This is a genomic window from Streptomyces sp. MP131-18 (genome assembly GCF_001984575.1).
Taxonomy (GTDB): Bacteria; Actinomycetota; Actinomycetes; order Streptomycetales; family Streptomycetaceae; genus Streptomyces; species Streptomyces johnsoniae.
Genome location: NZ_LZNS01000001.1, coordinates 548,568 through 572,903 on the forward strand (window position 1 = coordinate 548,568; position 24,336 = coordinate 572,903).

Consider the following 24,336-nt stretch of genomic DNA (forward strand, 5'->3'; position numbering starts at 1 on the left):
TGCGGTGCCGCGGTCACGCATCCGTCTCTTGCTCCTTCCGGTGCTTGGACGCCTTCCACCAGTGCACGTTGTCGCGGTACCAGGCGACGGTCTGGGCCAGGCCCTCCTCGAAGTCGACGCGCGGCGCGTAGCCCAGCTCCTCACGGATCTTGGTCTCGTCCAGCGAGTACCGCAGGTCGTGTCCCTTGCGGTCGGGCACGTGCCGGACGCGGCCGGGGTCGGCGCCGCAGAGGTCGAGCAGCCGCTCGGTGACGGCGAGGTTGGTGCGTTCGTTGCCGCCGCCCACGTTGTAGATCTCCCCCGCCCTGCCGCCGGCCAGGACCAGTTGGACGGCGCGCGAGTGGTCGTCGACGTGCAGCCACTCCCGCACGTTGAGCCCGTCGCCGTACAGCGGGACGTCCGAGCCCTCCAGCAAGTTGGTGATGAACAGCGGGATCAGCTTCTCGGGGTGCTGGTGCGGGCCGAAGTTGTTGGAGCAGCGGGTGATCGACAGGTCGAGGCCGTGGGAGCGCCAGAACGCGCGGGCGATCAGGTCCGAGGACGCCTTGGACGCGGCGTAGGGCGAGTTGGGCAGCAGCGGCCAGTCCTCCGTGGAGGAGCCCTCCGCCACGGACCCGTACACCTCGTCGGTGGAGACGTGCACGATGCGCGGCACGCCGGTGGCGACGCAGGCGTCGAGCAGCACCTGGGTGCCCACAACGTTGGTCCGCATGAAGGCACCGGGCGAGGTCAGCGACCGGTCCACGTGGGACTCGGCGGCGAAGTGGACCACCGCGTCGTGCCCGGGGAGCAGATCGCGCAGCAGGGCGCTGTCGCAGACGTCGCCCTCGATCAGTTCCAGGAGCGGGTGGCCGAGCGGCAGGTTCTCGCGGTTGCCCGCGTAGGTCATCTTGTCCAGCACGGTGACCCGGGCTCGTTCGTAACCCGGGTAGCCGCCGCCGAGCATCGTGCGCACGTAGTGGGAGCCGATGAAGCCGGCGCCGCCGGTGACGAGGACCCTCATGCCGCCACCTCCACCCGGCTGTGGTCACCGATCACCAGGCGGTGGTGGGCCGCGCCCCGGCCGGCCGGGCCGATGGTGGCGCCGCGGCCGATCAGGGAGTCCACCAGCGCGGGCACCTGGCTGACCGCGGCGCCCGCCATGACGATGGAGCCCGCGACGCGGGTGGACCGCAGCACGCAGTGGTCGCCGATGGAGGTGGCGGGGCCGATGCGGCTGTCCTCCACCAGGGTGCCGGCGCCGATGATCGCGGGGCCGGTGATGCGGGAGCGGACCACGCGGGCGCCGGGGCCGACGACGACCGGGCCGACGAGTTCGCTGGCCGCGTCCACGTCGCCCTCGACGCGCGGGGCGATGCTGCCGAGCAGCCACCGGTTGCACTCCAGCACGTCCTCGGCTCGTCCGGTGTCCTTCCAGTAGCCGGCGTACTCGGCGGCCGTGACGTCGGCGCCGTGGGTGACCAGCCACTGGATGGCGTCGGTGATCTCCAGTTCGCCGCGGGCGCTCGGCCGGATCGCGGCGACCGCCTCGTGGACGGCGGGCGTGAAGAAGTACACGCCGATCATGGCCAGGTCGCTCCTGGGCTGCTGTGGCTTCTCGACCAGCCGCAGGACGGTGCCTTCGGCGTCGAGCTCCGCCACGCCGAACGCCTGCGGGTCCGGCACCTTGCAGACCACGATCCGGGCCGTGGGGCGCTCGCTGCGGAATTCCTCCGCGATCTCCCCTATGCCCTGCGGGAGCATGTTGTCCCCCAGGTACATGACGAAGTCGTCGTCGCCCAGGAACGGCCGGGCCAGCCGGACGCAGTGGGCCAGGCCGAGCGGCCGGTCCTGCCTGAGGTAGGTCAGCCGGGCGCCGAACCTCGACCCGTCGCCGAGGACGGCGGCGATCTCGGGGCCCCAGTCACCGACGATGATCCCGATGTCCGTCACCCCCAGGTCGGTGATGTTCTCCAGGGCGTGTTCCAGAACGGGCTTGTTGACGATCGGGATGAGTTGTTTCGGCATGGAATAGCTGAAGGGGCGCAGACGGGTACCCGACCCGCCCGACAGGACCAGAGCCTTCATGTCTTCCTCACGGCGAAGGAGTGGGTGCCTTGAGTCGCTTCCCGCCAGGTGGCGAGCAGGCCGGCCGACTCGGCTTCCGCGGCGCTGCGGGCCTTCGCGTCCTTCGCTGACATCAGCGGAGGCTCGGAGAACCCCCACGGGAGCGCGAGGTCGGCGTCGAGCGGATTGATGTCGATCTGCGTGCCGGGGACGTGCTCGCTGGACAGGACGTAGCAGATGCAGGTGTCGTCGGTGAGCGCGAGAAAGCCGTGGCCGACGCCCTCGGGGATGTACAGGGCCCGGCCGGACTCGGCGTTCAGCACGTTGACGGTGTACCGGCCGAACGCCGGGGAGCCGACGCGCAGGTCGACGACGATGTCGCGCAGCGCGCCGCGGACGCAGGTGACGTACTTGGCCTGCCCCGGGGGGATCGCCACGCCGTGCAGCCCGCGCAGGGTGTTGCGGCGCGATACGGAGAAGTTGATCTGCCTGGGGACGAACGGGCGGCCGACCGCCTCGGCCAGCCGGGAGGCGCGCAGGCTCTCGAAGAACGTGCCGCGCTCGTCGGGGAGCTGGGCCGGGTTGACGACGAAGGTCCCCGGGACCGCTGTTTCTGTGATGTGCACGGACGGGCCGCCTCTCCTCCTCGCGGGCCGTCAGCCCCTCGCCTCGCCGACGCGCTGCTCGATCGCCTTGCGCAGTTCGTCGGCGACGGTCTGCACGTCCGCGTCCGGCAGGCCCTGGTGCAGGGGCAGCAGCAGCGTGGACTCGGAGGCCGCCTCGGTGCCTGGCAGCTCCCCCGCGTCGCCGCCGTAGGCGGGCACCTTGTGCAGCGGGGGGTAGCGGAAGGTGGTGTACACGCCGCGGTCGCGCAGGTCGGCGGCCACCCGGTCGCGGATCGCCGGGTCCATCTGCACCCAGTAGAAGTAGTGGGTGCCGACGTGGCCGGCCGGCAGGGCCGGGGGCAGCCGGACCCCCTCGATGTCCGCGAGCAGCTCGTCGTACCGGCGGCTGATCTCGCGGCGCCTTTCGACGAACGAGGGCAGGCGGCGCAGCTGCACGGCCCCGATCGCGGCGGTGAGGTCGTTGCCGATGACCCGGCGCCCGAAGTCCTTGACGTTCAGTTCCCACCAGCGGTCGGTCACCTTGGCAGCCGCGAAGCCGCTGACCTGTTCGATGCCGTGGTAGGCCAGGCGGCGGGCCCGGCGGGCGAGTTCCGCGTCGCGCACGTACAGCATGCCGCCGTCGCCGGTGACGAGGACCTTCATCGAGTCGAAGCTCCACACCCCCACATCGCCGAACGTCCCGCACGCCTTGCCGTCGACGGCGGAGGCGACCGCGCAGGCGGCGTCCTCGACGAGCCGGACGCCGCGGGCGCGGCACAGGTCGGCGATGGCGGCGACCTCGCCCGGCAGGCCGCCGTAGTGCAGCAGGAGGACGGCCTTCGTACGGGGGGTCAGCGCACGTTCCACGTGCTCGACGGTCGGGTTGAGGGTGCGCGGGTCAACGTCGCAGAATACGGGCCTGGCGCCGGTGGCCGCCACGGCGTTGCCCGCGGCGACGAAGCTGACCGAGGGCAGCACCACGTCGTCGGCGGGGCCGAGGCCGAGCAGTTCGGTGGCGAGGAAGAGGCCGGCAGTGGCCGCGTTGATGAAGATGGTGTGCTCGGGTTCCACCCCGAGGTGCTCCGCGAACCGCGCCTCGAAGTCCCTGGTCCTTGGGCCGTGCCCGAGCCAGTTGCTCTCGAACACCTCCTGGACGGCCTCGAGTTCCTCGGCGCCCAGGCTGGGCTGGAACACATTGATCATCGAGATGCTCCGATCGGAAATTGCGGTATTCCTGCTGCCGTTCGTCATCAGCCGCGCGCGGGTGCCGCCAGTCGCCGAATCTTGAAAAGCGCCCCCTGCACCGCCGAACGGGCTCCCACGGGGCCGAGTTGCCCGCCTGCGCGGCTATAGGGATCGCTATTCATCGGTTCTGGAACGTACACGAGCCGGCCGGGAGTGCAGTAACGGCCCGGTAACCACGTGTTCCGCAGCACCCTCAGGCCCGGCGATGACCGGTCGATGGGATAGGCCCTCATACACTTTTGAGGACGCTCACGCACCCCATCGCGGAAACGGTCATTGACAGCCGAAACACAGATGAGGAGTGGTTTCGCCGTGGTCAGCAACAGTGACGATCTCAAAAAGGAAATATTCGCGCACGTCGAGCACTACATCCGGGAGTTCAACTCGGGCGACGCAGCCGCCGTCGACCGGTTGTACACCGACGATGCCGTCTCCGTGTGGGAGCCAGGAAAGGCCGCCACCGGCGCGGAAAGGCGGGCCGGTCAGGCCGCATACCTCGCGCAGAAGCCGGTGATGAAGGCGGAGGTCATCGAGTCGTACGTGACCTCGGACACGGCCCTGCTCGCCGTCGACTGGACCATTGACATCCCCGGGGCGCCCGGCGGGCCGCAGCGGCAGCAGGGCACCGGTGTGGACGTGCTGCGCCGCGGCAAGGACGGCAAGTGGCGTTTCGCCATCGACAACCCCTACGGCACGGACCTGACGTAATTCATCCGCCTTTCCCGGGACTCGACCAGCAAACGAGGAGGCCCCCGCACCATGAGCGCGACCATCGATCTCTCTCTCACCGACGACCCGGACCAGCAGAACGACGTGTTCACCGAAGCCTTCAATTCGGGTGACGGCTCCATCTTCGACCAGCTGTACCGGGCGGACGCGATCTCCAACCTCACGGGGAAGACGCTCACCGGCCCCGCGAGGACCGAGGCCATCAAGGAATTCCTCGCCACGAAGCCGAAGCTGACCGCCACGGTGCTGAAGACTTTCCGCACCGCGGACACCATGCTCCTCATCGTGGACTTCTCCGTCGAAACCGTGGGCCCCGACGGCGAGCCGGTAAAGCTCGACGGCACCTGCACGGACGTTCTCGTCCACGACGAGAACGGCAAGTGGGTCATGGCCATCGACCGCCCGGTGATGAAGCCGGCCGCGTAAGGACCGCAGGGCCGAACGGAGACCGGGCCCGCGCCGGGCGCCGTCCGCCGGCGCGGGGCCCGTCACCGCTCCCACCGACCGGCCTCACCGGCCGGGCCGGCAGCCCCCCATCCGTAGAGAATGGATCACGATGGATTCTCTGACCGAGACTCTCCTTTCGGGTGCGTCCGCGGAGGTCGTGGCACAGGAAGAACTCCCGGATCAGTACACCGCCGCATTCCTGCGGGCCGAGGACGTCGGGATGTTCGACGGCGTTCGCGACAAGGACGTGCGCAAGTCCATCAGGGTCGGTCGCGTGCCCATGCCCGAACTGGCCCCGGACGAGGTGCTGGTCGCGGTCATGGCCAGCGCGATCAACTACAACACCGTCTGGTCGGCGACCTTCGAGCCCGTTCCGACCTTCCAGTTCCTGCGCCGCTACGGCCGGGAGGGCGGGCCCGCCGCCCGGCACGACCGGCCCTACCACGTGATCGGCTCCGACGCCTCGGGGATCGTGGTGCGCGCCGGGGCGGGCGTCCAGCGGTGGCGCCCCGGTGACCACGTCGTCCTGACCTGTATCCAGGTCGACGACCACGAGCCGGCGACGCACGCCGACGCCATGCTCGGCGCCGGTCAGCGCGCCTGGGGCTACGAGACGAACTTCGGCGGGCTCGCCCACTACGCCGTGGTCAAGGCCAGCCAGGTACTGCCCAAACCCGCCCATCTCACCTGGGAGGAGGCGGCCGGCGTCCTGCTGACGGCCGCGACCTCCTACCGCATGCTCATCAGCGACAAGGGCGCCCGGATCAAGCTGGGCGACGTCGTCCTGATCTGGGGGGCGACCGGCGGCCTCGGCGCGTTCGCGGTGCAGCTGGTCAAGCAGGCCGGGGGCGTCTCCGTCGGAGTGGTCGGCTCGGAGACCAAGGCCAAGGCGCTCCAGGCCCTGGGCTGCGACGTCATCGTCAACCGCGCCGACGTCGGCCTCGGCGAGGCCACCACGCCCGAGCAGGTGATCGAGCAGGGCAAGCGCCTGGGCCGGATCATCCGCAAGGAGGTCGGCGAGGACCCCCACGTCGCGTTCGACTACGTGGGCCGTGCCACGTTCGGCATCTCGGTGTTCGTCGTGCGCCGCGGCGGCACCGTCGTGACCTGCGGGTCGAGCACCGGCTACGTGCACGAGTACGACAACCGCTATCTGTGGATGAACTCCAAGCGGATCGTGGGCAGTCACGCGGCCAACCTCCAGGAGCAGGCCGAGCTCAACCGGCTGGTCTCCCTGGGGAAGATCTCGCCGGTGCTCTCCAGCGTGTACAGCCTCGACGAGGTCGGCGAGGCGGCCCGGCTGGTGCAGACGAACCGGCACCTCGGCAAGGTCGCCGTGCTCTGCCAGGCGCCCCGGGAAGGACTCGGGGTCACCGATCCCGCGCGGCGCGAAAAGCTCGGCGCCGCCGCCCTGAACCCGCTGCGGGGGCTGCTGTGACGACAGAACCTTCCATCGGCATCCTCGGCACCGGCTCCTACGTGCCGGGAACCGAGGTCACCAACGCCGAGATCGCCGCTCGCGTCGGCGTCGCCGAGGAGTGGATCGCGGACCGGACGCAGATCACGGGCCGTCGCTTCGCCGCGCCCGACGAGGCCACCTCGGACCTGGCGATCCGCGCCGCGGAGCGCGCGCTGAAGTCCGCGGGCGTCTCCGCGGGCGAGATCGACTACCTCATCGTCTCCACGTCCACCCCCGACTCCCCCCAGCCGCCGACGGCTTACCATGTCCAGCGGGGGATCAACGCGAACGCCGCGGCCTGCCTGGACATCAACGTCGTGTGCAGCGGCTTCGTCTACGGCCTTTCGCTGGCGCAGGCGCTGATCCGCCAGCGGCCGGGCAGCCGTGCGCTGGTCATCGGTGCCGACCTGTACTCGCGCAGCCTGGACTTCTCCGACCGCCGCACCGCCGTTCTGCTGGGCGACGGCGCGGGCGCCGCCGTCGTCGGCGAGGTCGAACCGCCCTACGGGTTCCTCGGGTTCGACCTGGCCGCCCGGGGCGACGCGCATCACCTGATCCGGGTCGAGGCAGGCGGCAGCCGCCGACCCGCGTCCGCCGAGACCATCGAGGAGGGCGGTCACTTCTTCCGCATGGAGGGCCGCGCCGTGCGGGACTTCGTGCTGGAGAACCTCCCGGACTTCATCAACGCGCTGTGCGAACGCACCGGCACCGCCCTGGAGCGGATCGACCACTTCGTGCCGCACCAGCCCAACGGGGTGCTGCTCTCCCAGCTCGTGGAACGGTGCGGGCTGACGGCGGCCGAGACGCACAGGACCCTGGACCGCTACGGGAACACGGGCAGCGCCTCCGTCGCCCTCACCCTCGACGCCGCCCACCTCGGGAACCGGCTGCGCGACGGCGACCTGGTGCTGCTCGCCGCCTTCGGCGGCGGCATGTCGCTGGGCGCCGGCCTGCTCCGCTGGCGCGTGGGCGCATGACCGCGGCGGGCGGGGACGCGTGGGACATCCACCGGGTGGGTGTCGTCGGCTGTGGTCTGATGGGCTCGGGCATCGCCGAGCTGTGCGCCAGGGCGGGGCTCGACGTCACGGTGATCGTCTCCGGGCCCGGCGCGGTCGAGCCGGGACGGCGCCGCATCGCCGACTCGCTCGGCCGCGCGGTGGCCAGGGGCCGGCTGACGGCGGCGGGCCGCGACGCGGCCCTCGCCAGGATCGCCCTGACGCCCGATCTGGACGCCCTGGCCGACCGGCAGTTCGTCGTCGAGTCCATCCGCGAGGACGAGGTGGCCAAGGCCGAGCTGTTCGCCCGGCTCGACAAGATCGTCGAGGCCCAGGACGCGATCCTGGCGTCCAACACCTCCTCCATCCCGATCGTGCGCCTGGGCCGCTTGGCCGACCGGGCCGAGCGGCTGGTCGGTGTCCACTTCTTCAGCCCCGTTCCGGTGCTGCCGCTGGTCGAGCTGACGGCCTCGGTGCACACGGACGGCCTGGTCGTGGAACGGACCGAGCGTCTGGTCACCCAGGTGCTGGGCAAGCGGGTCATCCGCTCCCCCGACCGGCCCGGATTCGTCGTCAACGCCGTGCTGTTCCCCTACCTGCTGTCCGCGATCCGCATGGTGGAGTCGGGTTTCGCCACCGCGGAGGTCGTCGACACGGGGATGGAGCTGGGCTGCTCGCACCCGGTGGGCCCGCTGCGGCTCGCGGACCTCATCGGCCTCGATGTCGTCGCCTCGACAGCGACCGCCCTGCACGAGGAGTTCGGGCAGCAGGCGTACGCCCCTCCCCCGCTGCTGCTCCGCCTGGTCGCGGACGGGGCACTGGGGCGGAAGACCCGACGCGGCTTCTACACCTACACCGGCTGATACGTGAGGACCGGCATGAGTTCTGTGACCTCAGGGGAGACCGCCGCACACCCGCGGACGACACCCGCCGACCTGCGCGAGGCGATGTCCCGCTTCGCTACCGGCGTCATCGTGCTGAGCGTCGGCGGCGACAACATCCACGCGATGACGGCCAACGCGTTCAGCTCGGTGTCCCTCACGCCGCCCACCGTGCTGTGCTGCGTGTCCCACAGCGCCGTCATGCACAAGGCGATCATGTCCGAGGGCCGCTTCGGGGTCTCGGTGCTCGGCGCCGAACACGAGTCCCTGGCGCGCCACTTCGCCGACAAGAAGCGGCCCCTGGGCGCCGAGCAGTTCGACGGCCTCGCCTGGGAGCCGGGGCCGCTGACCCGCTCCCCGCTGCTGCACGGCGCGCTGGCCTGGCTGGAGTGCGAACTCGCCACGTACCACGACTCCGGCGACCACTCCATCTTCATCGGCGACGTGGTCAGCGCCCGCAGCGGCTCGGACGGCGCCGGCCTGCTCTTCCTGCGGGGCGGCTTCCAGGCGACGCCGCCCGCGGGCTGAGGGCAGGGGGCCGGACCCGCACACCGGCCCCCTGCCGACCGATTACCGGGCCATTACCGCGCAATGGCGGGTTCATCACCGCCTTTGAATAAGGTGAGTTGGCCGCCGACAGACCGGAAGCCGGCGGCCTTGCACCGGTATGCGAGTGGCCGGCCCGACCGGCCGGCCGCGCAGACGCGCCGGTTCCCGACGGGGGATGGAAGGAGACATACGCCTCGGCTCCGGCCGTGAGCGGGCACCTCCGGCGAAAGCCGCGCTCCTGAGTGGGGCGGACGCGGGCCGACCTGCCGCTGTCCACCGCCACGCCATGCCACGGAACGCGCGGCAGCCGGGACGACCGGGCCCGCCCGCGTCCGTCGACCTGCCGAACGAAGCACCCGGGTCCCGCCGACCGACCCCTCGGCGCGCCCAGCATGTCCTTTCCGCGCTCCTGATGAGACGCCGTCGTGCGCGACGCGCATCACGCTCATCCCCCCACCGGGCGCGCACCACATGTCCGCGGCCGGCACCGGGGGGACCGGGTGGTGCACCCACGTCGCCAACCCGGCAGAGCCGTGCCACGACCGACTCCTCAAGGAAGCAGTATGAACGCCGAAGAAAAGCTGCCCACTTCCCCGACCGCGCACGCTCCTTCCCGCCGGTCGGTGCTGACGACGGCCGGGGCCGCGGCGCTGGCGGCGCCGCTCGGGATGACCGCGCTCGGCTCCCAGGCCCGCGCCGCGAGCGGCACCCAGACGCAGGCCGACGCCGTGGACGTCATCGTCATAGGCGCCGGCATAGCCGGGGTGACCACGGCCCGCGAGCTGACGGCCAAGGGCCTGAGCACGCTGGTGCTCGAGGCGCGGGACCGCATCGGCGGCCGCGCGTGGACCTCGACGTTCGCCGGCGAGCAGGTCGAGATGGGCGGCACCTGGGTCGACGAGCGGCAGCCGAACATCTGGCGGGAGGTCCAGCGCTACGGGTGGGACCTGACCTCGGACATCATTCCGACGCGCGCCGTGGCACCCACCGCGACGGGGTACATGGAGTCCACCCCGACGGACGTGTACAACCAGCAGTCGCAGCTCATCACCCCGCTGTTCGAGGGCTCGGAGCAGTATTTCGAACGGCCCTACGAGCCGCTCTTCCGCGAGGACCTGCTCGCGGACCTGGACCCGCTGTCGATGCGCGACCGGCTCGACCAGATGCGCTACTCGCCCGACGAAGAGGCGCTGATCAGCGGCGGCATCGGCGGCCTGACCGGGTCGGCCTCGACCATCGGCCTGACGACGATGGCCCACTGGTGGGCGCTGTCCGGCTGGACGTTCGACGACTACGCGGCGACCAGCACCTACCGGCCCGTGGTCGGCTCGACCGCGATGGCCCAGGCCATACTCGACGACTCCACCGCGACGCTCCGGCTGAACTCGCCGGTGGCCTCCGTCGCGGACGACGGCACCTCGGTGACCGTGACCACGAAGTCCGGGGAGACCCACACCGCGCGCGCCGTGGTCCTCGCCATCCCGGTCAACCTGTGGAACAGCATCGACTTCGCGCCGTCCCTGCCCACCGAGTACACCGCGCTGTCCACCGACGGCATCGGCGTCAGGTCCTCGCAGAAGTTCATCATGCACGTCCGCGGCGCCAACCTGGACGCGTTCTACGCCGAGGCCGCGCCCGGGGCACCGGTGGCCATGGTCATCCCGTTCAAGGAACGCTCGGACGGCAACATCATGATCGGCTTCTCCTCCAACGGCAGCTTCGACCCCAGCAACCGCACGCGGCTCCAAGCGGAGTTGCAGCCGTTCTGCGAGGGCATCGAGGTGGTCGCGGTCAAGGCCCAGCACTGGGGCAACGACCCCTACTCGGCGGGCGGCTGGGCCGTGCGGCGGCCGGGGCTGCTGACCGGCCCCTTCCGGGCGGTGCAGCAGCCGCAGGGCCGGGTCGTGTTCGCCGGCAGCGACATCGCCAACGGCTGGGCGGGCTTCATGGACGGCGCGGTCGAGTCCGGGTTCACCGCCTCGGTGCAGGCTTCGCAGATCCTCGGCCTGTAGGCACTCGGCGGCCGGAACGGCACCCAGCGGCACCGCGGACCGCGCCCGGGCAACCGGGCGCGGTCCGCCCCGTTTTCCGTGGCGCGGCGCCCCGCCGGCCCCGGGACAAAATACCCCGCCGCCTCTCCCCGGTATTTGCCGCCGGTCGATTACCGGCTCATGACTGCGCCCTTGCCCGATCCGCGTAACCTGTCGGCGAGTTCTCTCCAGCCCGTTCCGGCAGCGTATGCACGGCCCGTTGAGAGGGGCATGAATGACCGCGATGGCACCGCCGACCAGACTGTTCGAGTCCGACTTCTACCAGGACCCTTTTCCCACCTACGAGTGGCTGCGCGAAAACTCGCCCATGCACGAATTCAAGTTCCCCATGGGCGATATTCCGGTGTGGATAGCCACACGCTTCGACGACGTACAGCGGCTGCTCGGCGACACGCGTTTCAGTAACAATCCCGCGTTCGCGAGCAAGGAGTTCGTCGACGGCGGCATGGCGGTGGGGCAGGGCACGGCGGTCGAACGCATCCTCACGATGCTGGACCCGCCGGACCACACGCGGGTGCGCAAGCTGACCATGAGCACCTTCACGCCGCGGCGGATCGCCCAGTGGGAGGAGCCGACCGTCCGGATCGTCGAGGAGGCGCTCGACCGCCTGGCCGAGCAGGAGCGGCCGGACGTCATGGACTACGCCGGCGCGATCCCCGCGCACCTGATCGGCGGCATCCTGGGCTTCTCCCTCAGCCGGTTCCAGGACATGCTGCACGCCATCGAGCGGGCCTTCCACACCGACCCGGACCACGACGAGCAGAACCGGGACGCGTTCGAGGAGATCGCCGAGTACGGCCGTGAGCTGATCGCGCACAAGCGGCGCGAGCCCGGCGACGACATCACCTCCGCCCTGATCCAGGCGCGCGACGGCGACGAACGGCTGAACGAGGAGGAACTCGTCGCCACGATGGCCGTGCTGATCATGGCCGGGCTCGACACCACGAGGAACCTCATCGCCACCTCCGTCCTCTCCCTGCTGGAACGCCCCGAGCAGCGCCGGCTGCTGATGGAGCGCCCCGACCTGAAGGACAGCGCGACCGAGGAGTTCATCCGGTTCAACGGCGGCGTGGCCGTCGGCTTCTTCCGCTTCGCCCGGGAGGACCTGGAGTTCGCCGGGGTACGGCTGCCCGCGGGAACGCCCGTCATCCCCTCCATCGCCTCCGCCAACCGCGACCCGCGGCGCTGGCCGGACGCGGACCGGCTGGACATCACCCGCGACGGCCCGCGCCACGTCGGCTTCGGCCACGGGCTGCACAACTGCCTCGGCGCGGCGCTCGCGCGCCTGGAGGCGAGCGTCGCCATCCCGGCGATCCTGCGGCGCTTCCCCGCCATGCAGGCGGCGGTGCCCGCCGAGGAGCTGACGTACGACGACATGTGGCTGGTGCGCAGCATCCAGTCCTTCCCCGTCCACCTGAACGGCGACGCGCCGCGGTGAGGGGCGAGGAGAACGCCGGATGAGCAGGACGCTGCACGTCGACGGAAGAGCCTGCATCGCGTCCGGGCTCTGCGCCGCGCTGCACCCGGACCTGTTCCGGCTCAACGGCGCGGGCGTCGCGGAGCCGGTGCGGCGGGAACTCACCGACGCCGACGACATCACGTCCGCGGAGGACGTGGCCGACTGCTGTCCGAGCGCCGCCGTGTCGGTGCTCGGCGCGGAGGCCGGCGGTCCCGGCGCCTGAGGTACGGGCGCCCGAGGTCCGGGCGCCCGAGGTCCGGGCGCCCGGGCGACGACCGCCCCATCAACGACCAGCTGGAAAGGACGATGCAACAGTGGCGGACACAACCGCGGTGACGGTACTCGGACTCGGCAACATGGGGGCGGCGCTCGCCGACGCCTTCCTTGCCGCAGGCCACTCGACGACCGTGTGGAACCGGACGGCGGACAAGGCGGACCCGCTGGTCGGCAAGGGGGCCAGGCGTGCGGCCACGGTCGAGGAGGCCGTGCGGGCCAGCCCCGTCGTGGTCGTCTGCCTCCTGGACTACGACGCCGTGCACGAGGTGCTCGACCCGGTGGGCGGCGCGCTGCGCGGCCGCGCCGTGTTCAACCTGACCAACGGCACGCCGCGGCAGGCCCGCGACACCGCCGGGTGGGCGGGGAAGCTGGGCTGCGAGTACGTCGACGGCGGCATCATGGCGGTGCCGCAGATCATCGGGAGCGAGTCGGCGTTCGTCCTGTACAGCGGTCCTGGCAAGGCCGCGTTCGAGGCGGGCAGGGAACTGCTCGGAGTCCTGGGCGCGGCCCGGTTCGTCGGGGACGACGCGGGCCTGGCCTCGCTGCTCGACCTGGCCCTGAACGGCGCGATGTACGGCCTGCTGGGCGGCGCCATGCACGCCATTGCCGTGGTGGGCACGGAGGGGGTCAAGGCGCAGGACTTCTCCGCCGAGCTGCTGGTGCCCTACCTGACGTCGATGACGGGCATCATCCCCCACTTCGCCCGGCAGATCGACACCGGCGAGTACCAGGTGGACGTCGTGGCGGCGCTCGGCATGCAGCAGGTCGGGTACCGGAACATCCGCCGGGCCAGCCTGGACCAGGGCATCAGCACGGACCTGCTCGACCCGATGCAGTCGCTGATGGACCGGCGGGTGGCCGACGGGTTCGCCGACGACGACTTCTCCGCGGTGGCCGAGGTGCTGAAGAACTCGGGGACCTGATCCCGCCGCCCCCCACACGATGCGGCCTCCACGCCGGCGAAGGCGTGGAGGCCGCATCGCTGTCCCGGCCGGCGGCCGGGCCGCTCAGAGCACCGTGGTGTTCGGGTCGAGCCCGAGCAGGACCCGCCCGTACACCTCCAGATTGGCGTCCGGCGTCATCACGGCGTGCATGGAGAAGCCCTGGACGTCGCGGAAGAAACGCTGGATGGGCAGGCTGCGCTGGATCGCCGAGGCGCCGCTCGCGGCGAACAGCGTCTGGGTGGCCTCGCGCGCCAGCTTCACCGCGAAGCCGCACTGGCCGCGCAGCGTGGCCCGTTCCTCCGTGGTCAGCCGCTCGCCGGCGTCGGCGCGCTCCTGCACGATGCCGGCCTGGGCGGCCAGCAGCGCGCGGGCGGCCGCCAGTTGGTTGGCGGCGGTGGCCACCTGGATCTGCGTCAGCGGATGCTCGGCCTGGTCCTGCCACGCGGTGTAGGACAGCGGCCGGTGCACGCGTTCGAGGAACAGGTCGTAGGCGCCCTGCGCCATGCCGATCAGCGTCGAGGTCGACTCGGCCATGACGACGCTGATCAGGCCGTAGTCCCGGCCCTCGCCCGGCCCGGTGGGCTCGCCGCCGCCCGCGGCGAACGCCTCGCCCATGTCGATGGCCCGGTGCGCCGGGATGAACACGTCGGTCGCGAACGTCGTCGAACTCCCGGTGGCCGCCGCGGCCATCGTGTCCCAGTCGTCATCGAAGGTGATGTCGCCGATGGGCACCACGGTCAGCATCTGCTGGACCGTTCCGTCCGGGTGGTGGAGGTTGGTGGCGGCCAGGTTCCAGTCGGCGCCGCGGCAGCCGGTGTTGAACCGCCAGGCGCCGTTGAGCAGGTAGCCGCCCTCGGTGGGCACCAGGGTGCCGGAGGGGGTGAAGCCGCCGGAGACGCGGGCCGAGCCGCCGGCGTACACCTCCTGCTGCGCCCGCTCGGGAAAGAGGCGGACCATCCAGGCCGCGGTGATGAAGCCCTCGCAGACCCAGCCGGTCGAACCACAGCCCCTGGATATTTCGAGAAGCAGATCGATGTGCTGGGGAACGGAGAGTTCCAGGCCGCCGAACCGCTTGGGCACACCGGTCCTGAAAACGTCGGCCTTTTCGAGGAGTTCGAGATTCTGCTCCGAGATCCAGCGCTGGTCCTCGCCTTCCTTCCCGTTCTCCCTGAGCGTCGGAACAATTGCGCGCACCGCGTCCAGAACAGTCGCGGCTTCCCTCTCGGTCCCGGCCATACTGTCTCCTCTGTTCGACGTCACACACGAGTGTGGCGAAAGGCACCCATCGGACGGTCACCGCCCGGTGGTCAGCTCCCTTCCGGAGCGGGGAACCAGCCCGATTCCGCGAAGAACCGGATCTGCTTGCGCACGAGAGAGGCGGACGCGGCGGGGCAGGTGATGCCACTGCCGCCGAGTGCCGCCGCCGTGCGCGCGGTGTCGGTCGCCGGGTAGAACGACTCGCTGTCCTCGACGAGCATCTCGACCGCGTCGAGGAGCGGCGCGATGGCGTTGTCGGGGTCCGCCCGGACGAGGTCGATCCAGTCGGCGGGGTCCACCTCCGCCGGCCGGTACCCGAACGACCGCAGCTCGGCGACCATGTCGTCCATCGTCACGTGGCTCTCGTTGCCGAGGTGGAAGGTCCCGCCCGCGGAGGCGGCCCGCCGCGAGACGGCGACGAGCGCGGCGCTCGCGTAGTCCACCGGCATCAGCCGGAACAGCCCCGGCAGTGCCTTCGGCGCGGCGCCGGACTGCACGACGCCCTTGACCATCAGCCAGACGAAGTCCCGGGTCTGGCAGGCGCCGTTGCGGAGGTCCCCGGCGACCTGGTCGACGCGGTACACGTTCACCGGCAGGCCGCGCTCGCGGGCCAGGCCGACGATCTGCTCGGCGACCCACTTGCTCTGGGTGTAGCCGTTCGGCAGCGCCTCGCCCGGGCCCGTGGGGTCGGTCACCGCCAGGGGAACACCCGGGGTGACCGGCCCGGCGAACACGCCGGTGGTCGAGACGTGGTGCAGCGGCACCGTGCGGTGCCGGGCGGCGAGGCGCAGCAGTTCCTCGGTGCCCAGGACGTTGGCGGCCTTCAGCGTCGGATACGGATGAATCCAGTTGACCGAGGCGCCGCAGTGGTAGACGGCGTCGACCGTGCGGGCGAGCGCGTCGAACCGTTCCGCCGCGAGGCCGATCCCGGGCTCGGCCAGGTCGCCGACGACGATGCGCAGCCGGCCGGTGTCGACCTCGTCCCGGATGCGGTACCACTCCAGGTTGGCCAGGACCCGGCGAAGGCCCCCGGCCTCGTCCGCGGCCCGCACCAGGCAGTGCACCGTGGCGCTCGTGGTCCGCAGCAGGTCGCGCAGGACGAACGCGCCCAGGAAGCCGGTGGCCCCCGTCAGCAGGACCTCCGCCGGGTCCTCGGCCACGCGGACGACCTCGTCGGCGGGGCGGATGTCGTCGGCGAGGCGGATGTCGGCCGCGTAGTCGGTGGGCTGCGCGGCGTCCTGGTCCGCATCCGCGGGCCGCAGCTCGCCGAGCAGGTGGGCGGCCAGCTCCCCGGGCGTCGGGTGGTCGAACACCAGGCTGGCCGGCAGGCGGCGGCCGACCACGCCGCCGAGCCGGTTGCGCAGTTCGACGGAGGTCAGCGAGTCGAAGCCGAGCCCGGCGAACGGCTGTTCCTCCCCGATGCCGGCGGGGTCGGGGTGGCCCAGGACGGCGGCGACCTCGGCGCGCACCAGGTCCAGGACGGTGCGGTGGCGCTCCGCCTCCGGCAGTCCGGCGAGGAGCGCGGCGAGGGTTTCCGCGTTCATGCCGTTCTCGCGCACCGTGCCGCGCAGCGGGCTGCGGGCCAGCCGGGAGAACACCAGCGGCGCCTGGGCGGGCCGCTGCCGCAGTGTCGCCATGTCGACCGGAACGCCGACGACGGCGGCGTGGCCGAGGGCGAGCGCGGTGTCCAGCGTCCGCGGCCCCCGGTCGGACGCCACCAGCCGGAAGCCGGTCCTGACGATGCGGTCGACGTCGGTCTGGTCGAGGTTCGCGGCCATGGCACTCAGCTGCTCCCACAGGCCCCACGCCGTGGAGGTCGCGGCGAGCCCCGCGGCCCTGCGGTGCTGCGCCAGGGCGTCGAGGAAGGAGTTGGCGGCGGCGTAGTTGGCCTGGCCCGCGCTGCCGATCACGCCCGCGAGCGAGGAGAACAGCACGAACGCGGACAGTTCCAGGCCGCGGGTCAGATCGTGCAGATGCCAGGCGGCGTCCACCTTCGGCCGCAGCACCGCGTTCAGCCGCTCGGGGGTGAGGGCGGTGATCAGGCCGTCGTCGAGGACGCCGGCCGCGTGGATCACGCCGGTCAGCGGCAGGTCTTCGGGCACGGCGGCGAGGAGCGCCGCGAGGGCCTCGCGGTCGGAGGTGTCGCAGGCGGCGACGGTGACCCGGGCGCCGAGCGCTTCGAGGGAGGCGCGCAACGCGTCGGCGCCGGGCGCGTCAGGACCGCTGCGGCTCGTCAGCAGCAGGTGCTCGACGCCGTGTTCCGCGGCGAGGTGGTGGGCGAACAGCGCGCCGAGCGTTCCGGTGCCGCCGGTGATCAGGACGGTGCCGTGCGGGTTCCATGCGCCGCTGGGCGCCGTCTTCGCATCGGGCGGCCCGACGCGGTCGGCGCGCGGCACGAGCACCCGCCCGCCGCGCACGGCGGCCTGGGCCTCGCCAGAGGCGACGACGGCGGGCAGGGCCGCCGCGGACGCCTCCTCGTCGTCGACGTCGACGAGGACGAACCGGCCGGGCGATTCTGACTGGGCGGTGCGCAGCAGACCCCAGACGGCCGAGCCGGCCAGGTCCCGCACGTCCTCCTCCCCGGCCGCGACCGCGCCGCGGGTGACGACCACCAGCGGCGTGGTGCCGAGCCGGTCGTCGGCCAGCCAGTCCCTGACCAGGTCGAGGGCACGGTGGGTCGCGCCGTACACCGAGGAGACGACGTCGCCGTCCGGCGCCGGGCCGTGCCAGGAGAACACGCCCGCCATCGCCTCCCCGCTGTCCGCGGCCTTGCGCGCGGCGGCGACGTCCGGCAGGTGCTCGGCCGCGAACCGGTTGGTGCCCAGCTGCGCCCAGCGCAGCGGGACTTCGGGCCGGGGCAGGGCGACCGGCCGCCAGCCGACGTGGAACAGGTCGTCGTGGTGGCGCGCGCCCGTGCCGCCGAGTTCCTCCGCCGTGACCCCGCGGAAGGTCAGCGGCCCCGCCGTGGCGACCGGGCGGCCCTCCGGGTCCGTCATCGTCACCGAGACGGCGCCGTCGCCGGCCGGGGCCGCGTGCACGCGCAGCGCGGTGGCGCCGGTGGCGTGGAGCCGGAAGCCGCCGCCGTGGCGCACGAGGCGCGCAATGCCCTCCCGCGGGGCATCGAGCGTGAGGAGAACGGTGGCCAGGGCGCTCTCCAGCAGCACCGGGTGCATGCCGAAACCGGCGGCTGTCTCGCGGAGTTCGTCGGGCAGCCGCGCTTCGGCGAAGACCTCCTCGCCCTTGCGCCAGGCGGCGGTGACCCCGGCGAGCACGGGCCCTTCCGGCAGCCCTTCGGCCGTCAGGCGGGCGCGGACCTCGGCGGGTGGGAGCCTGAGCGCGTCGGGCGGCGGCCAGGCGGCCGGCCCGGCCCAGGGCCCGGCGCCGCGCGGGCTGAGCCGGCCACCGGCGACGCGGGTCCAGGTGACGTCGCCCTCGTCGGGCCTGGCGTGCACGGTGAACGGGCGCCCGGCCTCGTCGTCCGGCGGCCCCACCCGCAGCTGGAGCTGGACGGCCTGCCGCGCCGGAAGGACCAGGGGCGTCTCGACCGTCAGGTCGTCCACGGCGGTCAGGCCGAACTCGTCGCCCGCACGGACCGCCAGTTCGGCGAGCGCCGCGTGCGGCAGCAGGGCGGTGCCGAGGACGGTGTGGCCGCCGAGCCAGGTGCTGGTGCGGGCCGAGACCCGGCCGGTGAACAGCGTCTGGTCGGTGCCCGCCACGGCCACGGCCGCGCCGAGCACCGGGTGGCCGACGGGGGCCAGTCCGTGGCGGCCGACATCGGCACCGGTGCCGGACGCGGCGTACCAGTACCGCTCGTGCTGGAAGGCGTAGGTGGGCAGCGGGACGGTGCGCGCGCCGTGCCCGCCGAAGGCGGTGGACCAGTCCACCGTGCCGCCGCCCGCCCACAGCCGTCCCAGGGAGGCGAGGAACCGTTCGGGACCGCCCTCGCCACGGCGCAGCGTGCCGACGACGACGGCCGCCTCGGGGTTTTCCTGGAGCACGGGCGCCAGCACCGGGTGCGGGCCGACCTCGACGAAGGTGTGGTGGCCGTGCTCGGCGAGCACGTGCGTCGTCCGCTCGAACTCCACGGGGTGGCGCAGGTTGCGGTACCAGTACTCGGCGTCCAGCTCCGCGGTGTCGAGCGGGCCCGCGGTGACCGTGGAGTAGAACGGCACCGTGCCCCGCCGGGGCCTGATGGGCGTCAGGTCCCGGACGAGGCGGTCACGGATCTCCTCGACCTGCGCGGAGTGCGAGGCGTAGTCGGCGGAGAAGCGCCGGGTGCGGATGCCGTGTTCGCGGCAGTGCTCGACGAGTTCGGCGAGCGCGTCGTGGTCGCCGGAGACGACGGTCGAGCCCGGGCCGTTGACGACGGCGACGGACAGCCGGCCGTCCCACCGCCGCAGCAGCGCGGTGAGTTCGTCGCGGGAGAGCCCGACGGACACGATGCCGCCGCGGCCCGCCAGGGCGGTGGTGACCCGGCTGCGCACGGCGGCGACGCGCGCCGCGTCCGCCAAGGTCAGGCCCCCGGCGACGCAGGCCGCGGCGACCTCGCCCTGGGAGGAGCCCACGACGGCCGTCGGCTCGACCCCGTAGGAGCGCCACAGCTCGGCCAGCGAGACGGCGACCGCGAACGAGACGGGCTGGATGACGTCCACCCGCTCCAGGGAGGGGGCGCCGTCGGCCTCCCGGAGCACGTCTTCGAGTGACCAGTCCACGTGCGGGGCCAGCGCCTGGCCGCAGGCGCGGATGCGTGCGGCGAACACGGGTGAGGTGTCCATCAGTTCGCGGGCCATGCCGGGCCACTGGCCGCCCTGCCCCGGGAAGACGAACACCGTCCGGCCGGCCTGGGCGGCGTTCCCCTGGACCAGGTGCGGGGAGGCCGTGCCGTCGGCCAGGGCGTGCAGCCCGGCGATGAGGTCCTCGCGGCCCGCTCCGGTGACGGCCGCGCGGTGGCCGAGCGCCGAGCGGGTGGTGGCCAGGGACCAGGCGATGTCGGCGGTCCGCAGGTCCTCGTGCTCGGTGACGTGTGCCAGGAGCCTGCGGGCCTGGTCGCGCAGCGCGGCGGGCGTGCCGGCCGAGAGTACCCAGGGCACCGGGGGCGCGGTGGCGTCGGCGGGCGCCCGTTCGTCCGGGGTTTCCGCGGCCGGGGGCGCCTGTTCGAGGATGACGTGCGCGTTGGTGCCGCTGGCGCCGAACGCCGAGACCCCGGCCCGGCGGGGGCGGCCGGTCCGCGGCCAGGGCCGGGCCTGCGCGAGCAGTTCCACCTGGCCCGAGGTCCAGTCGACCTCCGGGGTCGGCTCCTCGGCGTGCAGCGACCTGGGCAGGATGCCGTGCCGGATGGCCTGCACCATCTTGATGATGCCGCCGGCGCCGGCGGCGGCCTGCGCGTGCCCGATGTTGGACTTCAGCGAGCCGAGCCACAGCGGGCGGCCGTCTTCCGGCCGTTCCTGCCCGTAGGTGTTCAGCAGGGCCTGCGCCTCGATCGGGTCGCCCAGCGCGGTGCCGGTGCCGTGGGCCTCCACCGCGTCCACGTCCGCGCCGCCCAGCCGGGCGTTGGCCCATGCCTGGCGGATCACCCGCTCCTGCGAGGGGCCGTTGGGCGCGGTCAGGCCGTTCGACGCGCCGTCCTGGTTCATGGCCGAGCCGCGCACGACGGCCAGCACCGTGTGCCCGTTGCGCCGCGCGTCCGACAGCCGTTCCACCACCAGCAGGCCGACGCCCTCGGACCAGCCGATGCCGTCCGCGCCGGCCGCGAACGGCTTGCAGCGGCCGTCGGCGGCGAGGCCGCGCTGGCGCGAGAAGTCGATGTGGCCCAGCGGGGTCGCGGCGATGTAGGAGGCACCGGCCAGGGCGAGGTCGGACTCCCCGGCGCGCAGCGACTGGGACGCCAGGTGCAGCGCCACCAGCGCCGAGGAGCAGGCGGTGTCCACGGACACCGCGGGGCCTTCCAGGCCCAGGGTGTAGGAGATGCGCCCCGAGGCCATGCTGGAGAGCATGCTGGTCATCAGATAGCCGTCGAACTCGCCCGGGTTCTCCAGGCTCAGGTAGCTCTGCTCGACGAGCCCGGTGAACACGCCGGTCCTGCTGCCCTTGAGCGAGGCCGGGTCGATGCCCGCGCCCTCCAGTGCCTCCCACGCGGTTTCGAGCAGCACGCGCTGCTGCGGCTCCATCGCCACGGCCTCGCGCGGGGAGATGCCGAAGAACGCGGCATCGAAGCGGGTCGCGCTCTCGATGAACCCGCCCTGCCTGACGTACGTCCGGCCCGGCTTGTCGGGGTCGGGATCGTAGAGGTTGTCCAGGTCCCAGCCGCGGTCGGTGGGGAAGTCCGTGATGACGTCCCGCTCTTCGAGGACGAGTTGCCACAGGGCGTCGGGGGACGAGGCGCCGGGATAGCGGCAGGCCATGCCGACGATCGCGATGGGCTCGTCCCTGCCGGACTCCAGCTCGGTGATCCGCCTGCGCGCCTTCTGGAGGTCGGTGGTCGCCTTCCTCAGGTACGCGAGCAGCTTCTCTTCCTGGGAGACAGTTGACATGGAAGCCTCGTTCTCCTTCGGGGAACGTCGGTACAGGCGTGCCTGGTCAGTCGGCCGGCCCGCCGGGCCGGCCGTCGAGCAGGGCGAAGATCTCCTCCGCCGACGCCGATTCGATGCCGTCGGCCGGCGCCGGGGCATCTTCGCCGCCGGTGGTTTCGGTCAGCCGGGCCAGCAGGGTCTGGAGCCGGACGACGATCGCGCCGCGTTCCCCTTCGTCCTGCGGGCCGGCGGCGAGTACCGCCTCCAGCCGGTCCAGCTCGGCGAGCGCGGGGGGCTGCGCCGCCGGCCCGGCGTCGGGCGCCAGCAGGGTGACCAGGTGCGCGGCCAGTGTCCGGGCGGAGGGGTGGTCGAACGCCAGGGTGGCCGGGAGCCTGATGCCGGTCCGTTCACCGAGGCGGCTGCGCAGCTCCACGGCGATCATGGAGTCGAAGCCCAGTTCCTTGAAGGCGCGGTCGGCCTCGATCGCGCCGGGGTCGGAGCGGCCGAGGACCGCGGCCACTTCCGCCCGGACGACGGCCAGGGCGGCCGGGTGGCGCTGTTCGGCCGGGAGCGCGGCGAGGCGTTCGGCCAGCGGGACGCCGGTGCCGGCCGCCGCGGGCCCGGCCGGGGCGCGCACCAGGCGGCGGAACAGCGCGGGGACGCCACGGCCCGCCCGCATGGCGCCGGGGTCGAGGGGGAGGGCGACGAGCGTCGCCGGCCCGGCGCGCAGCGCCGCGTCGAACAGCCCGGTGGCCTCCCGTTCGGTCAGCGGGCGGAAGCCCTCGCGGGGCGCGGGGGCTTCCGCTTCCCGGGGGCCGAGGGCCAGGGAGGTCACGGGCAGGCCGAGCGCGGCCCGGTGCAAGGCGAGCCCGTCCAGCGCGGCGTCGGCCGCGGCGCGGGCGGCCAGGCCCGGGGTGCCGGTCGCGGCCGCGGTGGAGGTGAGCAGCACGAACGCCGCCGGGTTCGAGTCGCGGGTCAGCTCGTGCAGGTGCCGCGCGGTGTCCGCCCCGGACCGCAGGACCGCGGCGAGGCGGTCGGCTGTCAGGTGTGGCAGCGGCGTCTCCTGCTCCGCGCCCGCGGTGTGGACGACGCCGGTCAGCGGCGGCGTGACGGCGGCGAGCGCGGCCCCGAGCGCGGAACGGTCCGCGGTGTCGCAGGTGAGGGCCCTGACGCGGGCGCCGGACCGGCCCAGTTCTTCGAGGAGTCCGGGCTCGGGCCAGGTGCCTTCGGCGCGCGGGTCGAGCAGGAGCAGATGGCGCACGCCGTGCGCGGCCACCAGGTGGCGGGCGAGCAGCGCGGCCTGCGTTCCGGCGCCGCCGGTGATCAGGACGGTGCCGTCGGGGTCGAAGCGCACCGCCGGCTCGGGGGCGGCGCCGCCGGGCCCGCCGGGGTCCGCGGCGCGCCCGAGCCGCGGTACGCGGGCGGCGCCGTCGAGCAGCGCGGCCTGCGGTTCGCCCGAGGCCAGCACCGCGGACAGGAGCTCGCCCGGCACCCGGCCGTCCTCGACGTCGATCAGCACGAAGCGGCCGGGGGCCTCCGCCTGCGCGCCGCGCAGCAGTCCCCACGCGGCGGCCACCCGGCCCTCGGGGCCGGTGCCGTCCGGGCGGGGCGGCGTGACGGGCGCGCCGCCGCGGATCAGGACGACGAGCGGCAGGCCGGTGACCCGTTCCTCCGCGAGCCAGGCGCGGGCCAGGTCCAGGGCCTCGGCGGGCGCGTCGGGGCCCGTTCCGAGGGCGGTGACGGCGGCGCCGAACGGGGCTCCCGCCGCGAGGGCGGCCGCGAGCCCGGCGATGTCCTCGAACGCGGCGCCCTCGACGTCCGCCGTGCCCAGCACGGCCCACGGCACGGCCTCGCCCTGCGGCGCGGGCGCGAGCGCGGTCCACTCCGGCGCGTACAGCGACCGGTCCGCGCCCGCCGCCGCGGCGAACCGGGCCTCGGGCACGTCGCGGAACGCGAGCCGGTCCACGCTCAGCACCGGCCGCCCCGCGGGGTCGGTCAGCCGCAGGGAGACGGCGTCAGCGCCTGCGTCGGCGCCCGCGTCGGCGGACAGGACCTTCACCGCGGTGGCCCCGGCGGCGTGCAGCCGCACACCGAGCCACTCGCCCGGCACGCGGACCGTACCGGCCGGTGCCGCCCCGGCGGCGGTGCGCACGGCCGCTTCCAGGAGCGCCGGGTGGATGCCGTACGCGGCGGCGTCGGGCAGCAGTTCCTCGGGGAGCGCGGCTTCCGCGGACGCTTCCCGGCCGCGGCCGGCGGCGGGGGCGGGGGCGGGCGGCTCCTCCGCGGCGCCGAGCACGCCGTCGGCGTGCAGCGTCCAGGGCGCCTCGCCGTCGCCGTGCCGGCCGTGGACCGCGAAGGGGCGCCGCCCGGCGTCGTCGGGCGGGCCGACCGCGGTCTGGAGCTGCGCGGCACCGTGCTCGGGCAGGAGCAGCGGAACGTGCACGGCCAGCCGTTCGAGCGGCCCGGCACCCAGCTCGCCGGCGGCCCTGAGGACGGCCTCGGCCAGCGCGGAGGCGGGCACCACGGGCGCGTCGGGCAGGGCCGGATCGGTCAGCCGGCCGTGGGTGTGCGGCGGCAGGTGGGTCGTGAACAGCACCTCGCCGCTGCCCGCCGCGGTCACCGCGGTGCCAAGCAGCGGGTGGCCGGTGCTGCCGGGGCCGTGGCCCGCCGCGCCCGGGTCCTGGTGCAGCCAGTAGGAGTCGCGCTGGAAGGCGTAGGTGGGCAAGGCGGCCTTTTTGGCGCCGGTGCCCGCGAACAGCCTCGGCCAGTCGAAGCCGACGCCGCGGTGGTGCAGCCGGGCGACGGCCTGCATCAGCGAGTCCGGCTCGGGCCGGTCGCGGCGCAGCACGGGGAACGCCTCGATGCCGCCGGGACTGCTCAGCGC

17 protein-coding genes are annotated in these 24,336 nt (G+C 73.2%); 10 read left to right on the forward strand and 7 right to left on the reverse strand.

The features are described 5' to 3' along the window. Positions 1–13 precede the first annotated feature (13 nt). From rfbB to STBA_RS02495, 4 genes are read right to left on the reverse strand one after another with little or no spacing between them, the layout of a single operon-like run. Complete coding sequence (rfbB, locus tag STBA_RS02480) at positions 14–1,003, reverse strand: dTDP-glucose 4,6-dehydratase (protein ID WP_077057652.1); 990 nt, start codon at positions 1,001–1,003, stop codon at positions 14–16. Further along, positions 1,000–2,067: a glucose-1-phosphate thymidylyltransferase gene (locus tag STBA_RS02485; RefSeq protein WP_077057653.1), complete on the reverse strand. Its 1,068-nt coding sequence runs from the start codon at positions 2,065–2,067 to the stop codon at positions 1,000–1,002. The genes rfbB and STBA_RS02485 overlap by 4 nt, the downstream gene beginning before the upstream one ends. Further along, positions 2,064–2,672, reverse strand: coding sequence for a dTDP-4-dehydrorhamnose 3,5-epimerase family protein (locus tag STBA_RS02490; RefSeq protein WP_077057654.1), 609 nt, complete (start codon positions 2,670–2,672; stop codon positions 2,064–2,066). Before STBA_RS02490 ends, STBA_RS02485 begins: the two co-directional genes overlap by 4 nt. 30 nt (positions 2,673–2,702) lie before the next feature. Beyond that, the gene (locus STBA_RS02495) at positions 2,703–3,854 is read right to left on the reverse strand and encodes a DegT/DnrJ/EryC1/StrS family aminotransferase (protein ID WP_077057655.1); all 1,152 of its coding nucleotides are present in this window, start codon (positions 3,852–3,854) and stop codon (positions 2,703–2,705) included. 354 nt (positions 3,855–4,208) lie between these two features. Here STBA_RS02495 and STBA_RS02500 point away from each other — a divergent pair, with 354 nt between their 5' ends. From STBA_RS02500 to STBA_RS02545, 10 genes are all read left to right on the forward strand, one after another. Then, positions 4,209–4,604: a nuclear transport factor 2 family protein gene (locus tag STBA_RS02500; RefSeq protein ID WP_253194492.1), complete on the forward strand. Its 396-nt coding sequence runs from the start codon at positions 4,209–4,211 to the stop codon at positions 4,602–4,604. A gap of 51 nt (positions 4,605–4,655) precedes the next feature. Then, complete coding sequence (locus STBA_RS02505) at positions 4,656–5,051, forward strand: nuclear transport factor 2 family protein (RefSeq protein WP_077057657.1); 396 nt, start codon at positions 4,656–4,658, stop codon at positions 5,049–5,051. 130 nt (positions 5,052–5,181) lie between these two features. Further along, positions 5,182–6,510: a crotonyl-CoA carboxylase/reductase gene (gene ccrA, locus STBA_RS02510; RefSeq protein ID WP_077057658.1), complete on the forward strand. Its 1,329-nt coding sequence runs from the start codon at positions 5,182–5,184 to the stop codon at positions 6,508–6,510. After that, on the forward strand, positions 6,507–7,508 hold the full coding sequence (locus STBA_RS02515) for a ketoacyl-ACP synthase III (protein ID WP_077057659.1): 1,002 nt from the start codon (positions 6,507–6,509) through the stop codon (positions 7,506–7,508). The genes ccrA and STBA_RS02515 overlap by 4 nt, the downstream gene beginning before the upstream one ends. Continuing rightward, positions 7,505–8,389, forward strand: a complete 885-nt coding sequence (locus tag STBA_RS02520) for a 3-hydroxybutyryl-CoA dehydrogenase (RefSeq protein WP_077057660.1) — start codon at positions 7,505–7,507, stop codon at positions 8,387–8,389. Before STBA_RS02515 ends, STBA_RS02520 begins: the two co-directional genes overlap by 4 nt. A gap of 15 nt (positions 8,390–8,404) precedes the next feature. Continuing rightward, on the forward strand, positions 8,405–8,935 hold the full coding sequence (locus STBA_RS02525; protein ID WP_077057661.1) for a flavin reductase family protein: 531 nt from the start codon (positions 8,405–8,407) through the stop codon (positions 8,933–8,935). Positions 8,936–9,519: 584 nt separating this feature from the next. Beyond that, the gene (locus tag STBA_RS02530) at positions 9,520–10,968 is read left to right on the forward strand and encodes an NAD(P)/FAD-dependent oxidoreductase (protein ID WP_077057662.1); all 1,449 of its coding nucleotides are present in this window, start codon (positions 9,520–9,522) and stop codon (positions 10,966–10,968) included. A 253-nt stretch (positions 10,969–11,221) separates the two neighbouring features. Then, a complete protein-coding gene (locus tag STBA_RS02535; RefSeq protein WP_077057663.1) occupies positions 11,222–12,445 on the forward strand; it encodes a cytochrome P450 in 1,224 nt (407 codons plus the stop codon). 19 nt (positions 12,446–12,464) lie between these two features. Further along, the gene (locus tag STBA_RS02540; RefSeq protein WP_077057664.1) at positions 12,465–12,689 is read left to right on the forward strand and encodes a ferredoxin; all 225 of its coding nucleotides are present in this window, start codon (positions 12,465–12,467) and stop codon (positions 12,687–12,689) included. A gap of 91 nt (positions 12,690–12,780) precedes the next feature. After that, entirely contained in the window at positions 12,781–13,665 is an 885-nt protein-coding gene (locus STBA_RS02545) for an NAD(P)-binding domain-containing protein (RefSeq protein ID WP_077057665.1), read from the forward strand. A gap of 84 nt (positions 13,666–13,749) precedes the next feature. Here the strand turns inward: STBA_RS02545 and STBA_RS02550 are convergent, their stop codons facing one another. The 3 genes from STBA_RS02550 to STBA_RS02560 all read right to left on the reverse strand — a co-directional run. After that, on the reverse strand, positions 13,750–14,922 hold the full coding sequence (locus STBA_RS02550) for an acyl-CoA dehydrogenase (RefSeq protein WP_077057666.1): 1,173 nt from the start codon (positions 14,920–14,922) through the stop codon (positions 13,750–13,752). A gap of 71 nt (positions 14,923–14,993) precedes the next feature. Further along, entirely contained in the window at positions 14,994–21,473 is a 6,480-nt protein-coding gene (locus STBA_RS02555; protein WP_077057667.1) for a type I polyketide synthase, read from the reverse strand. A 46-nt stretch (positions 21,474–21,519) separates the two neighbouring features. Further along, the coding region (locus STBA_RS02560) for a type I polyketide synthase (protein ID WP_171987620.1) at positions 21,520–24,336 on the reverse strand (2,817 nt) is incomplete at its 5' end.

What these genes read in the sequence shown, in the direction of transcription:
- rfbB (WP_077057652.1), bottom strand. Translation starts at nt 1,003, where the DNA reads ATGAGGGTCCTCGTCACCGGCGGCGCCGGCTTCATCGGCTCCCACTAC.
- STBA_RS02485 (WP_077057653.1), bottom strand. Translation starts at nt 2,067, where the DNA reads ATGAAGGCTCTGGTCCTGTCGGGCGGGTCGGGTACCCGTCTGCGCCCC.
- STBA_RS02495 (WP_077057655.1), bottom strand. Translation starts at nt 3,854, where the DNA reads ATGATCAATGTGTTCCAGCCCAGCCTGGGCGCCGAGGAACTCGAGGCC.
- STBA_RS02505 (WP_077057657.1), top strand. Translation starts at nt 4,656, where the DNA reads ATGAGCGCGACCATCGATCTCTCTCTCACCGACGACCCGGACCAGCAG.
- ccrA (WP_077057658.1), top strand. Translation starts at nt 5,182, where the DNA reads ATGGATTCTCTGACCGAGACTCTCCTTTCGGGTGCGTCCGCGGAGGTC.
- STBA_RS02520 (WP_077057660.1), top strand. Translation starts at nt 7,505, where the DNA reads ATGACCGCGGCGGGCGGGGACGCGTGGGACATCCACCGGGTGGGTGTC.
- STBA_RS02525 (WP_077057661.1), top strand. Translation starts at nt 8,405, where the DNA reads ATGAGTTCTGTGACCTCAGGGGAGACCGCCGCACACCCGCGGACGACA.
- STBA_RS02530 (WP_077057662.1), top strand. Translation starts at nt 9,520, where the DNA reads ATGAACGCCGAAGAAAAGCTGCCCACTTCCCCGACCGCGCACGCTCCT.
- STBA_RS02535 (WP_077057663.1), top strand. Translation starts at nt 11,222, where the DNA reads ATGACCGCGATGGCACCGCCGACCAGACTGTTCGAGTCCGACTTCTAC.
- STBA_RS02540 (WP_077057664.1), top strand. Translation starts at nt 12,465, where the DNA reads ATGAGCAGGACGCTGCACGTCGACGGAAGAGCCTGCATCGCGTCCGGG.
- STBA_RS02550 (WP_077057666.1), bottom strand. Translation starts at nt 14,922, where the DNA reads ATGGCCGGGACCGAGAGGGAAGCCGCGACTGTTCTGGACGCGGTGCGC.
- STBA_RS02555 (WP_077057667.1), bottom strand. Translation starts at nt 21,473, where the DNA reads ATGTCAACTGTCTCCCAGGAAGAGAAGCTGCTCGCGTACCTGAGGAAG.